The organism is Streptomyces sp. NBC_01092 (genome assembly GCF_045039535.1).
Classification (GTDB): Bacteria; Actinomycetota; Actinomycetes; order Streptomycetales; family Streptomycetaceae; genus Streptomyces.
This window is the reverse complement of the sequence record NZ_CP108659.1, coordinates 4,268,004-4,281,362: the sequence shown is the minus strand read 5'-3', so window position 1 is coordinate 4,281,362 and position 13,359 is coordinate 4,268,004. Positions and strand designations below refer to the sequence as shown.

The following is a 13,359-nucleotide window of genomic DNA, read 5'->3' as shown; positions in this document are numbered from 1 at the left end:
CTCGCGTTCCGATGAGTTGGGCAGGGGCCGGAAGAGAAAGGGTAATCGCCGCCGCCCCCCCTTCAGTAAGCCCAAGGAGGGCTCAGGAACGTCATAGCTCTGTCACAACACGAACGGTTGGCCGTCGGGCACAAGCGGTCACCGCTCCTGCCGTGCGCCGGGGGACGCTACTTTCCGCCCTGAGCTGCATTCACTGGCGAACCGGCATTGCCTCCCCACATGGAGGGAAGATGCGGGATCATGTCTGGCATGACCGAGGTGTCCTCGCTCACAGGGCGGTTGCTCGTGGCAACGCCCGCCCTGGCGGACCCGAACTTCGACCGCGCGGTGGTGCTCCTTCTCGACCACGACGAGGAGGGCTCCCTCGGTGTGGTCCTCAATCGTCCGACCCCCGTGGACGTGGGCGACATCCTGGAGGGCTGGGCGGAACTGGCCGGCGAGCCCGGCGTCGTCTTCCAGGGCGGTCCGGTGTCGCTGGACTCGGCGCTCGGCGTCGCGGTCATCCCCGGCGACGCGAACGGCGAGAGCGCCCCGCTGGGCTGGCGCCGGGTGCACGGCGCGATCGGGCTCGTGGACCTGGAGGCCCCGCCGGAGCTGCTCGCCTCGGCCGTCGGCAGTCTGCGCATCTTCGCCGGGTACGCCGGCTGGGGCCCCGGCCAGCTGGAGGACGAGCTGGTGGAGGGCGCCTGGTACGTCGTGGAGTCCGAACCGGGTGATGTGTCCTCGCCGTCCCCGGAAAGACTCTGGCGCTCGGTGCTGCGGCGCCAGCGCAACGAGCTCGCGATGGTGGCCACGTATCCGGACGACCCGTCGCTCAACTGATGCATGTGAGCTTCAGTACTCTTGGCGGTATGAGCACTCTCGAGCCCGAGCGCGGGACTGGTACGGGGACCCTCGTCGAGCCCACGCCGCAGACTTCCCACGGCGACGGCGATCACGAGCGCTTCGCGCACTACGTCCAGAAGGACAAGATCATGGCGAGCGCCCTCGACGGCACCCCCGTCGTGGCGCTCTGCGGCAAGGTCTGGGTGCCCGGCCGCGACCCGAAGAAGTACCCCGTGTGCCCCATGTGCAAGGAGATCTACGAGTCCATGGGCGCCGGCGGCGACGACAAGGGCAAGGGCGGCGACAAGAAGTAGCCCTGCCTTTGGCCTGAGGTTCTTTCGAGTGGCCTGAGGTTCTTTTCGAGGCCCCCGGGGCGCGTTCCAGTGCGCCCCGGGGGCCTTGTTGTGTCACGAAGTGGTTGAGACCTCTTGTCGGCATGTTCATGTACTCCATAGCCTCCGTTGTGCAGCGCGAAACAGTCATTGCATATGTTGCAACGCACTCCCGGAGGATCACTCCATGAAGCTGTCCCCACCCCTCGCTCTCCTGCTCGCGGCCCTGGTCGTCACTGCCTGCGCCCCCCAGACTTCCGACAACTCCTCCTCCGACAAGGACGAGAAGACCGGCACCCTGCGGGTGTGGCTCTTCCAGGAGGTCGGCAACAAGCCGAAGGAGAAGGTCGTCGACTCCGTCGTCAACGCCTTCGAGAAGGAGCACAAGGGCGCCAAGGTCGAGGTCGAGTACATACCGATCGAGACCCGCGCCCAGCGCGTCAAGGCCGCCTTCAACGACCCGAAGTCCGCCCCCGACGTCATGGAGTACGGCAACACCGACACCGCCGGCTATGTGAAGGACGGCGGACTCCTCGACGTCACGCAGGAGTTCGGCGACTGGAGCGAGGCGAAGGACACCGACCCCACCGCCAAGCAGTCCGTCACCGTGGACGGCAAGATCTACGGCGCGCCCTTCTACGTCGGTGTCCGCGCCCTGTACTACCGCACGGACGTCTTCGAGCGACTCGGCCTCGAAGTGCCGAAGACGATGACCGAGTTGGCGACGACGGCCCGCAAGATCCGCGCCGCCGAGCCCGAGCTGTACGGGCTGGTGGTGGGCGGTGCGTACACCTACGGCGCGATGCCGTTCGTGTGGGCCAACGGCGGTGAGCTCGCCACGGGCAAGGGCGGCTCGTACGCCTCGGCGATCGACAGCACGGACGCCCAGAAGGGCATCAAGGAGTACACGTCCCTCTTCTCCGACGACAACTGTCCCGCCGCCAAGTGCGCGGGCATGGGCGGCAACGACACGGTCACCGCGTTCGCGGCCGGCAAGGCGGGCATGGCGATCGGCGGCGACTTCAGCCACGCGGCCGTGGAGGCCGGGAAGGTGAAGGGCAAGTACGCGGTCGTGCCGCTGCCGGGGGTGAAGGCCGGGTCCATCGCGCCGGCGTTCGCCGGGGGCAACAACATCGGCGTTCTGAAGAGCACGTCGCACCGGACGCTGGCCGTCGATCTGATGGAGCAGCTCACCTCGAAGAAGACGCAGGCGTCGATGTTCGAGGCGATGGGCTTCCTGCCGACCTTCGGGGACGTGCGGGACGCTGCCGCGAAGGAGGAGCCCTTTGTGGAGCCGTTCGTCGAGACGCTGGGGTCGGGGACGAAGTTCGTGCCCGCGTCGCCGGCGTGGTCGGAGATCGACGCGGCGACGGTGCTGCCGACGATGTTCCAGGAGGTCATCAGCGGTAAGAAGGATGTCGCCGGGGCTTCGGGGGATGCGGCGAAGAAGATGGACGACGCGTTCGGCTCTGTCGGGTGACGCCCAGTAGCTCGGGGGTTGTGGAGCGTCGGCGGGTGCGGGTGGATCGTGGTTTCTCGCGCTCACGCGGCGGTAGCCGCAAATTCAACACAGCCCCGCGCCCCTACCGGGGTCCTCGTGGGCGGAGTCAGAAGACACCCTGGCTCTATCTCGCCCCCGCCCTCGTCGTCCTCGGTGGGCTGCTCGTCTACCCCATCTATCAGCTCGGGCTGATCTCGTTCCTGCAGTACACCCAGGCGCAGGTCAGTGGCGGGGAGCCGACGACCTTCGAGGGGCTCGGGAACTACTCGGAGCTGTTCTCGGACCCTCAGTTCTGGCAGGTGCTGCTGGCCACCGTCGTCTTCGCGGCGGCGTGTGTCGTGTCGACGCTGGCCGTCGGGTGTGCGCTCGCCGTGCTGCTCACGCGGGTGCGTGCCGTGCCACGGCTGGCGTTGATGCTGGCCGCGCTCGGGGCGTGGGCGACGCCCGCCATCACCGGGTCGACGGTGTGGCTGCTCCTGTTCGACCCTGACTTCGGGCCGGTGAACCGGGTGCTGGGGCTCGGCGACCACTCGTGGACGTACGGGCGGCTCAGCGCCTTCCTCCTCGTGCTGCTCGAAGTGGTGTGGTGCTCCTTCCCGTTCGTGATGGTGACGGTGTACGCCGGCATTCGCGCCGTCCCGGCCGAGGTGCTGGAGGCCGCCGAGCTGGACGGTGCCTCGCAGTGGCGGATCTGGCGGTCGGTGCTGGCGCCGATGCTGCGGCCGATCCTGGTGGTCGTCACCATCCAGTCGGTCATCTGGGACTTCAAGGTGTTCACCCAGATCTATGTGATGACGAACGGCGGCGGCATCGCCGGTCAGAACCTCGTGCTGAACGTGTACGCCTACCAGAAGGCGTTCGCGTCCTCGCAGTACAGCCTGGGTTCGGCGATCGGCGTGGTGATGCTGCTGATCCTGCTGGCGGTCACGCTGGTCTATCTGCGGTTGCTGCGCAGGCAAGGGGAGGAGCTGTGAGTTCCGTGCGTTCCGCGGGTTCCCTGGGTTTCATACGGCGGCCCTGGCGGCTGCTCGCCGAGGCGTCCGCGCTGCTGATCGCCGTGGTGGTGGCCTTTCCGCTGTACTGGATGGTGCTCAGCGCCTTCAAACCGGCCGGGGAGATCGAGTCGAGCGAGCCGCGGCCGTGGACGCTGGACCCTTCCCTGGATTCCTTCCGGCGGGTCTTCGAGCAGAACCAATTCGGCCGTTACTTCGTCAACAGCCTCGTCGTCGCGTGCACCGTGGTGATCGCCTCCGCGCTGATCGCGTTTCTCGCGGCGACCGCGGTGACACGATTCCGGTTCCGCTTCCGGACCACCTTGCTGATCATGTTTCTGGTGGCCCAGATGGTGCCGGTGGAGGCCCTCACCATCCCCCTGTTCTTCCTCATGCGGGACTTCGGCCAACTGAACACGCTCGGCTCGCTGATCCTGCCGCACATCGCCTTCTCGCTGCCGTTCGCGATCTGGATGCTGCGGGGGTTTGTGAAGGCCGTCCCGGAGGCTCTGGAGGAGGCCGCCTACATCGACGGGGCGAGCCGGTCGCGATTCCTGTGGCAGATCCTTTTCCCGCTGGTCTTCCCCGGGCTCGTGGCCACCAGCGTTTTCTCCTTCATCTCCGCCTGGAACGACTTCCTCTTCGCCAAGTCCTTCATCATCAGCGACACTTCGCAGTCCACCCTGCCGATGGCCCTGCTCGTCTTCTACAAGCCGGACGAGCCGGACTGGGGCGGGGTGATGGCGGCCTCGACGGTGATGACGATTCCGGTACTGATCTTCTTCGTGCTCGTGCAGCGACGGCTGGTGTCGGGGCTGGGCGGAGCGGTAAAGGACTGACGTGACTGAACTGATTCCGATGCCCCGCGCTGTCGTCGCCGATTCCGGCGAGGTCAGGCTGACGGCGTACTCCCAGATCTATGCCGGCCCGGAGACGGAGAGGGTCGGTCACTGGCTGAGCGCCGTGCTGCGCCAGGCCACCGGGCTGCCCCTGCGCGAGGGGTGGGAACTCGACGACACCGACGGCGACGGCATCGGGCTCCGGCTCGACCCCGGGCTGCGCCCCGAGGAATATCGCCTCGTCAGCGGCTCGACCGGCGTCCTGATCGAGGGCGGCAGCGCGGCCGGTGTCTTCTGGGGCGCCCAGACCCTGCGTCAGCTCCTCGGCCCCGACGCGTACCGCAGCGCCCCGATCGGCCGCGACCGCACCTGGGCCGTACCGCACGTGACGATCGAGGACGCCCCCCGATTCCGCTGGCGCGGCCTCATGCTCGACGTGGCCCGGCACTTCATGCCCAAGGACGGTGTCCTGCGCTACCTCGACCTGCTGGCCGCCCACAAACTGAACGTCTTCCACTTCCATCTGACGGACGACCAGGGCTGGCGCGTCGAGATCAGGAAGTACCCCCGGCTCACCGAGGCCGGCTCCTGGCGGGCGCGCACGAAATTCGGCCATCGTGCCTCCCCGCTGTGGGAGGAGAAGCCGCACGGTGGTCACTACACCCAGGACGACATCCGCGAGATCGTCGCGTACGCCGCCGAGCGGCATATCACCGTCGTCCCGGAAATCGACGTACCGGGACACTCGCAGGCCGCCATCGCCGCGTACCCGGAACTCGGCAACACCGACGTCATCGACACCTCCGCGCTCTCCGTCTGGGACACCTGGGGGATCAATCCGAACGTACTCGCCCCCACTGACAACACCCTGCGCTTCTACGAGGGGGTGTTCGAGGAAGTCCTGGAGCTGTTCCCGTCGGAGTTCATTCACGTCGGGGGCGACGAATGCCCCAAGGACCAGTGGCGGCAGTCGCCGACCGCGCAGGCGCGCATCAGGGAACTCGGGCTGAAGGACGAGGACGAGCTCCAGGCGTGGTTCATCGGCCACTTCGACAGCTGGCTCTCCGCGCGCGGGCGCCGGCTCATCGGCTGGGACGAGATTCTGGAGGGCGGTCTCGCGAAAGGCGCGGCGGTGTCGTCCTGGCGCGGGTATGCGGGCGGTATCGCGGCGGCCCGCGCGGGCCACGACGTCGTCATGTGCCCCGAGCAGCAGGTGTACCTGGACCACCGTCAGGACGCGGGCGCCGACGAGCCGGTGCCGATCGGCTATGTGCGCACCCTGGAGGACGTCTATCGGTTCGAGCCGGTGCCCCCGGAGTTGACGCCGGACGAGGCCCGGCACGTGCTCGGTGCGCAGGCCAACGTGTGGACCGAGGTGATGGAGGACCCGGCACGCGTGGACTACCAGACCTTTCCGCGCCTCGCCGCCTTCGCCGAGGTGGCCTGGAGCGGCCTGCCTGCCCCGGAGCGGCGGGACTTCGCCGACTTCGAACGCCGACTGGCCGCCCACTACGGGCGACTTGACGCCCTCGGGGTCGCCTACCGGCCACCGACGGGACCGCGGCCCTGGCAGCGGCGCCCCGGAGTGCTCGGCCGGCCGATCGACGGGCCGCCCCCGAACAGATAATGGAAAAAAACCGGCAAGGGGTCACCGAAGAGTGTCAATCGGTACGCACTGGTGATGCCGGGTGATGCCGTGCGAAAACGGACCATCTCCCTGATCAGGTGGGCGAATGCCGCCTAGCGGACCCCTGTCTTCGTGCCCTGCGAAGATGTGCCAGAGTTGCCACGTCCGCCCTGTCAGCACGTACCGTACGGCAGCAACAGGTGGGACCAGGTGGGGCAGCGGGAAGGGGCAGCCGGTTTGACCACGCACGCACCGCAGGCGGCGCAGGCCGTCACGCTGCCCACGACGCTGGACGAGGCCGTGGCGGCACTCGCGACCATGCCCGCCGCCGTGCCCGTCGCGGGCGGCACCGACCTCATGGCCGCCGTCAACTCCGGGCAGCTCAGGCCCGCCGCACTGGTCGGTCTCGGCCGGATCAGCGAGATCCGCGGCTGGCAGTACCAGGACGGCCACGCGCTGCTCGGCGCCGGCCTCACGCATGCGCGCATGGGCCGCCCCGACTTCGCGGCCCTCATCCCGGCGCTGGCCGCCTCGGCACGCGCCGCGGGCCCGCCGCAGATCCGTAACGCGGGCACCCTCGGCGGCAACATCGCCTCGGCGTCCCCGACCGGTGACGCGCTGCCGGTCCTCGCCGCCCTCGAAGCGACCCTGATCGTCGCGGGCCCCGGCGGAGCCCGCAGGGAGATCCCGGTCTCGCACCTGCTGGCGGGCATGGAGATGCTGCGCCCCGGTGAACTCATCGGCTTCGTGCGCGTGCCGCTGCTGCACGCCCCGCAGGTCTTCCTCAAGGCCACCGGCCGCACCGGCCCGGGACGCGCGATGGCGTCCGTCGCGGTCGTGCTCGACCCCGCCCGGCGCGGAGTCAGGTGCGCCGTCGGCGCCATAGCGCCGATGCCGCTGCGGCCCCTGGAGGCCGAGCAGTGGGTCGCCCAGCTGATCGACTGGGACAACAGCCGCGCGATCGTCCCCGAGGCGCTCAACGCCTTCGGGGAGTACGTCGCCGCGGCCTGCATCCCCGACCCGGCCCCGGCCGAGGACGGGTCCGTGACCCAGCATCCGCCCGCCGTACTGCACCTGCGGCGCACCGTCGCCGCGCTGGCCCGACGAGCACTGGGGAGGGCGCTGTCGTGACCGACGACCGGCACGGAGAGGGCACGCCCCAGGGCGCGGGCCGCTGGGACCCGCTGCCCCAGGGCGAGTACGACGACGGCGCCACCGCCTTCGTCAAGCTCCCCGAAGGGGGCATCGACGCCCTCCTGGCCTCATCCGACAGCCCGCTCGCCGCGCCCGGCCACGGGTACGTCCCGCCGCAGATAACGGTCACGCCGGGCGCGGGCACCGACCCCGCGGCACCCGGCGGCTGGCCGGCCGCGGGCGCGCCCGCCGAGGGCACCCAGTGGCCCGACCCGAACGCCGCCGCGCAGGGCGCGGGCGGCGACCGGTTCGCGTACAACCCCGGGGCCACCCAGCAGTGGAACTTCTCGGAGACCGCGGCGGGCCAGGACGCCGCCACGCCCGGTCACGACGTCACCGGGCAGTGGTCGATCCCCGTCGCCGACGGTGACCTTCCGGACGAATCCGGCGAGTTCACCACGTCGTCGCTCGTCGAGCAGTGGGGCGGCACCCCGCCGACCACCCTGCCGGGCGGCGCGCCCGCGCCGTGGGCGACCCAGCCGACCGGACAGCCCTGGGGGCAGCAGGCGGAGGCCGCGGCGGCAGCCGGCGAGGCGCCCGCCACCGCGCCCGCGCCCGGGCGGCCCGCGGGTGCCGGGCACGTTCCCGGACGCCCGGGACAGGCCGGACCTCACGCGGACGACCCGCACGCCGCACGCGCCGGCGAACGGCCCGCCGGAGCCCGGCCCGGGTTCGGCCGGGACGGGGACCCGTCCGCGGCGCGCGGCCCGGAAGCCCACGCGCGCGTGCAGCGGCCCGCGTTCGCCCCGGAGCACGCCGAGCCGTCCGTCGAGGACTCCACCGAAAGCGCTTCAGGGGCCGCACAGGCCGCTCCCGGGACCCGTGAGCCCGCAAGGGACTCCGCGGACGTCCAAGGCGCCACAGAGGCCGCCCAGGGCCCCGCGGCACCCGCCGCCGAGCGCGGGCAGGCCGACGCCGGAGCCGAGGAGCCCGAGCGGGCCGGCGCCGACGACGACGCGCCGCCACCCTCCGGCGAGGAACACCCCCTGGCCTCCTACGTCCTGCGCGTCAACGGCGCCGACCGGCCCGTCTCGGACGCCTGGATCGGCGAGTCGCTGCTCTACGTGCTGCGCGAGCGGCTCGGCCTCGCGGGCGCCAAGGACGGCTGCTCGCAGGGCGAGTGCGGGGCCTGCAACGTCCAGGTCGACGGACGGCTCGTCGCGTCCTGCCTGGTGCCGGCCGTGACCGCGGCCGGCGCCGAGGTCCGTACGGTCGAGGGCCTCGCCGAGGACGGGCAGCCCTCGGACGTGCAGCGCGCGCTCGCGCGATGCGGCGCAGTGCAGTGCGGCTTCTGCGTGCCGGGCATGGCGATGACCGTGCACGACCTGCTGGAGGGCAACCCGGCGCCGACCGAGCTGGAGACCCGCCAGGCCCTGTGCGGCAACCTGTGCCGCTGCTCCGGCTACCGGGGCGTGGTGGAGGCCGTCAAGGAGGTCGTCGCCGAGCGCGAGGCGTACACCGGCGCCGACGACGGCGAACAGGACGGGGACGAGCCGCGTATCCCTCACCAGGCAGGCCCGGGAGCCGGCGGGATCCACCGCTCGGCGTTCGAGGCCCCCGGTGCCATGGGACCGCATGACCAGGGTTACGGCCAGGACGGAGGCCAGGCGTGAGCAACGAAGCCGCCACCGCGACCACAGCCGCGGAGGCAGCACCCGCCCCCGAGCCGATCCCGCACGGCCTCGGCGCGTCCCTTCCGGCCGCCGACGCCCGCGCCAAGACCGAGGGCACGTTCCCGTACGCGGCCGATCTGTGGGCCGAGGGCCTGCTGTGGGCGGCCGTACTGCGCTCGCCGCACCCGCACGCGCGCATCAAGTCCATCGACACCACCCACGCGCGGGAGATGCCCGGAGTACGGGCCGTCGTCACGCACGAGGACGTGCCCGGCAGCCCGCTGTTCGGCCGCGGCAAGGCCGACCGCCCGGTCTTCGCCTCCGAGGTCGTGCGCCACCACGGCGAACCCATCGCCGCCGTCGCCGCCGACCACCCGGACACCGCACGCCTGGCCGCCGCGGCCGTCATCGTCGAGTACGAGACGCTCGACCCGGTGACCGACCCCGAGCAGGCCTTCGAGGCCGAGCCGCTGCACCCCGACGGCAACCTGATCCGGCACATCCCGCTGCGCCACGGCGACCCGGACGCGGCCGGCGACATCGTCGTCGAGGGCCTGTACCGCATCGGCCGCCAGGACCCGGCCCCCATCGGCGCCGAGGCGGGCCTCGCCGTGCCGCGCCCCGACGGCGGCGTGGAGCTCTACCTGGCCTCGACCGACCCGCACACCGACCGCGACCGGGCAGCCGCCTGCTACGGCCTGGAGCCCGAGCGCGTCAAGGTCGTCGTCACCGGCGTCCCCGGCGCCACCGCCGACCGCGAGGACCAGGGCTTCCAACTCCCGCTCGGCCTGCTCGCGCTGAAGACCGGCTGCCCGGTGAAGCTGACGGCCACGCGCGAGGAGTCCTTCCTCGGCCACACCCACCGGCACCCGACCCTGCTGCGCTACCGCCACCACGCGGACGCCGAGGGCAAGCTGGTCAAGGTCGAGGCGCAGATCCTGCTGGACGCCGGCGCCTACGCCGACACGTCCGCCGAGGCCCTCGCCGCCGCGGTCGGCTTCGCCTGCGGCCCGTACGTCGTCCCGAACGCCTTCATCGAGGGCTGGGCCGTACGCACCAACAACCCGCCCTCCGGCCATGTACGCGGCGAGGGCGCCATGCAGGTGTGCGCCGCCTACGAGGCGCAGATGGACAAGCTCGCCAAGAAGCTCGGCGTGGACCCGGCGGAGCTGCGCCTGCGCAACGCGCTGGCCACGGGTGACGTCCTGCCGACCGGCCAGACGGTGACCTGCCCGGCTCCGGTGGCGGAGCTGTTGCAGGCCGTCCGCGACTACCCCCTCCCGGCCCTGCCCAAGGACACCCCCGAGGACGAGTGGCTGCTGCCCGGCGGCCCCGAGGGCGCCGGCGAACCGGGCGCCGTACGGCGTGGCGTGGGCTACGGCCTGGGCATGGTGCACATGCTCGGCGCCGAGGGGGCGGACGAGGTCTCCACGGCGACCGTGAAGGTCCACGACGGGATCGCGACCGTGCTGTGCGCGGCCGTCGAGACCGGCCAGGGCTTCACCACGCTCGCCCGGCAGATCGTCCAGGACACCCTGGGCATCGACGAGGTGCACGTGGCGCCCGTCGACACCGACCAGCCCCCGGCGGGCGCGGGCTGCCGCGGCCGCCACACCTGGGTGTCCGGCGGTGCGGTGGAGCGGGCCGCCAAGATGGTCCGTACGCAGCTGCTCCAGCCCCTGGCGCACAAGTTCGGCATGTCCACCGAGCTGCTCCAGATCACCGACGGCAAGATCACGTCGTACGACGGTGTCCTGTCGACCACCGTCACGGAGGCGTTGGACGGCAAGGAGCTGTGGGCGACGGCCCAGTGCCGCCCGCACCCGACCGAGCCGCTGAACGACGCCGGCCAGGGCGACGCCTTCGTGGGCATGTCCTTCTGCGCGATCCGCGCGGTCGTCGACGTCGACATCGAGCTGGGCTCGGTGCGCGTGGTCGAGCTGGCCCTCGCCCAGGACGTCGGCCGGGTGCTGAACCCGGCGCAGCTGGAGGCACGTATCGAGGCGGGTGTGACGCAGGGCGTGGGCATAGCGCTCACGGAGAACCTGCGCTCGGCACGCGGCCTGATCCGCCACCCCGACCTGACGGGCTACTCCCTGCCGACGGCCCTGGACGCCCCCGACATCCGGATCGTGAAGCTGGTCGAGGAGCGGGACGTCGTCGCGCCCTTCGGCGCGAAGGCGGTGAGCGCGGTGCCGGTGGTGACGTCACCGGCGGCCATCGCGTCGGCCGTGCGCGCGGCGACCGGCCGTCCCGTGAACCGGCTGCCGATCCGGCCGCAGGCGGCGGTGGTGACCGGCCACTGATCGCACTCCCACGCGTGCCGGTGCGGTGACGCGTGGGTCAGTGCGGGGTGGCGGAGGCGGCCTTTCAACAGGACGACGGGTCGTGGTCGAAGCGTCGCCGAGCGGGGGAGTGTCCGGGACGTCGTGGAGTTCCTGAACCGGCCGGCCGACAACGTGACGCAGGGTCGGTCGAGGTGATTCGTGCCGGGAGGGAACGTTCGAGGGTGGGCTGAGCGTCTAGTGATGTGAAGCGCTATCAGTGGGCGTGCTGGTCCGGGGGCGTTGTCAGTGGTGGCGCGTAGTGTTCTGGGCAGTGGGGACGGCAGCGGCGTCCGGCGGGCCGGCCGGTCGGCCGTGTCGTGCCCGGGGGCGATGTGAAAGCGCATGCGGGGGAGCCATGAGCACGACGACCACGACTCACGCCGGTGATACGGCGATCGTCCTGACCGAGTCCGAGCTGGATCCGTTCGTCACGCACGCGTCGACGCGAAGCTGGCTGACGGGCCCCGGACTGCCCGGCGACAGCGGTGTGCTGACCTTCGCCGAGCTCGGCCGCGACGGCCTGCGGACGGTGGCGGACTCGACCGGTGACCCGCAGGACCGGCTCGCGACGGAGCTCAGGGACCAGCTGGTGATAGGCGGACTGCTGGGGCCCGGCGGCCTGGAGACGGAATCGGTCCTGCTGGACGGAGCGACGGGCGAGATCTCGACGACGCATTTCCTGCACGACCGCCCCGACCTGATGGACCGCCGCCCCCTGGCGCCGTCCCTGCGGACGCTGGTGCGCTTCGCGGGGGCGACGGACGAACTGGCGGGCCTGCGCGGCCAGTTCGCCTCCTACGTCGGACGGTACGGCCCGAAGGCGGTCGCGGAGGCGTCGCGGCATCTGCTGGCCGTGTTCGAGGAGGGCACGGAGGGCGAACCGGCGCCGTTCTGGAGAATGGCGGCGCTCATCCGGCCGTTGGCGCTCGTCGCGGGCCGGGCCGGGGAGTCCGGGCTCGCCCTGGACCTGCCGTCGCGCCTGCTGGACCAGGAGTTCGGCCGGCGCCAGGTGGTGCGCTTCGAGGACGTCGACTTCCCCGGCACCCTCACGCACGAGCCGACCCGCCGCTTCCTGCGCGAGGTGGGCCTGCCCGAGGACGGCTTCCTGTTCTCCCTCGACCCGGACGTCTCGCTGCCGACGCTGGCCGAGTACTACGCCGAAGCCGACCCCTCGGCCGAACTCCCCGCCCGGGCCGCCCACTTGATACGCCTGGGCCATCTCGTCGAGGACAACAGCCTGGTCGTCGACGGCGAGACGGGCGCGGTGCTGAACTGGAGCGAGTCCGAGGCGCGGCTGTTCCCGCTGAACACGGACGTCTCGACGCTCGCCTTCACCCTCTGGCTGCTGCACCGCGAGCAGACGATCGACCAGGAGTCGGGCCACGCGCTGACCAGCGACGCCTACGACCAGCTGGCCATGACCATGCTCCAGGTGCTGTCGACGGTCGACCCGACCGGCACCAGAGCGGGCAGGGGCGGCCGGCACTACTGGACCGAGGTGTTCCAGGACGAGGCGAGCGGGGCGCTCGAAGCGGTGGGCGCGGGGCGGTGAGCCCGACGGACGGCGCCCCTGTGGAGCACCGTATGGACCACGTCACCGTTCGCCCCGCCGAGCCAGGGGAGTTGGCGGCCGTCGCTGAGCTGCGGTGGCGGTGGATCCTCGAAGGCGACGACGCCGCACCGGCGGCCATGGACCGGGAGGCCTTCGTACGTCACTTCGTCGCCTGGGCCGGGCAGCACGCCTCCTCGCACCGCTGCATGGTCCTGGTCCGGGGCGCGGAGGTCATCGGCATGGCCTGGCTGGCGGTCGTCCACCGCGTACCGACGCCGCATGCGCCGGACCGGTCGTCCGGGGACCTTCAGTGCGTGTACGTCGTCCCGGAGGCGCGTGACGCGGGGCTGGGCGGCCGGCTGATCACGGAAACGCTGGCCAGGGCGGAGGAGCTCGGGCTGGAGCGGGTCACCGTCCACTCCTCGAACCGGGCGGTGCCGGCGTACGCCCGGCTGGGGTTCGAGAGCTCGCCGCGGCTGCTGCAGGCGCATGTGGCGCGGACGACGCCGTACCCCTGAGACCGGACCGGATCGGATCGGATCGGCCGCAGGGGTAGG

General features: G+C 71.5%; 11 protein-coding genes. All 11 read left to right on the top strand.

Features of this window, described 5'->3' with window-relative positions; translation table 11 throughout:
- Window positions 1-249 precede the first annotated feature (249 nt).
- On the top strand, window positions 250-822 hold the full coding sequence (locus OG254_RS19305) for a YqgE/AlgH family protein (RefSeq protein WP_351190194.1): 573 nt from the start codon (window positions 250-252) through the stop codon (window positions 820-822).
- Between the two features lie 29 nt (window positions 823-851).
- The gene (locus OG254_RS19300) at window positions 852-1,139 is read left to right on the top strand and encodes a DUF3039 domain-containing protein (protein ID WP_030054422.1); all 288 of its coding nucleotides are present in this window, start codon (window positions 852-854) and stop codon (window positions 1,137-1,139) included.
- 205 nt (window positions 1,140-1,344) lie between these two features.
- A complete protein-coding gene (locus OG254_RS19295) occupies window positions 1,345-2,637 on the top strand; it encodes an extracellular solute-binding protein (RefSeq protein WP_405583361.1) in 1,293 nt (430 codons plus the stop codon).
- A gap of 41 nt (window positions 2,638-2,678) precedes the next feature.
- A complete protein-coding gene (locus OG254_RS19290) occupies window positions 2,679-3,632 on the top strand; it encodes a carbohydrate ABC transporter permease (RefSeq protein WP_405595075.1) in 954 nt (317 codons plus the stop codon).
- Between the two features lie 5 nt (window positions 3,633-3,637).
- Entirely contained in the window at window positions 3,638-4,489 is an 852-nt protein-coding gene (locus OG254_RS19285; RefSeq protein ID WP_405583359.1) for a carbohydrate ABC transporter permease, read from the top strand.
- A gap of 1 nt (window position 4,490) precedes the next feature.
- A complete protein-coding gene (locus OG254_RS19280; protein WP_405583357.1) occupies window positions 4,491-6,116 on the top strand; it encodes a beta-N-acetylhexosaminidase in 1,626 nt (541 codons plus the stop codon).
- Window positions 6,117-6,353: 237 nt separating this feature from the next.
- The gene (locus OG254_RS19275; protein ID WP_405583355.1) at window positions 6,354-7,247 is read left to right on the top strand and encodes an FAD binding domain-containing protein; all 894 of its coding nucleotides are present in this window, start codon (window positions 6,354-6,356) and stop codon (window positions 7,245-7,247) included.
- Complete coding sequence (locus OG254_RS19270; protein WP_405583353.1) at window positions 7,244-8,923, top strand: 2Fe-2S iron-sulfur cluster-binding protein; 1,680 nt, start codon at window positions 7,244-7,246, stop codon at window positions 8,921-8,923. Before OG254_RS19275 ends, OG254_RS19270 begins: the two co-directional genes overlap by 4 nt.
- Entirely contained in the window at window positions 8,920-11,229 is a 2,310-nt protein-coding gene (locus OG254_RS19265; protein WP_405583351.1) for a xanthine dehydrogenase family protein molybdopterin-binding subunit, read from the top strand. The genes OG254_RS19270 and OG254_RS19265 overlap by 4 nt, the downstream gene beginning before the upstream one ends.
- A 376-nt stretch (window positions 11,230-11,605) precedes the next feature.
- Window positions 11,606-12,802 (top strand): SUKH-4 family immunity protein, encoded by a 1,197-nt coding sequence (locus OG254_RS19260; protein WP_405583349.1) that lies wholly within the window; start codon window positions 11,606-11,608, stop codon window positions 12,800-12,802.
- A 32-nt stretch (window positions 12,803-12,834) separates the two neighbouring features.
- On the top strand, window positions 12,835-13,320 hold the full coding sequence (locus OG254_RS19255) for a GNAT family N-acetyltransferase (RefSeq protein WP_405583347.1): 486 nt from the start codon (window positions 12,835-12,837) through the stop codon (window positions 13,318-13,320).
- Window positions 13,321-13,359 lie beyond the last annotated feature (39 nt).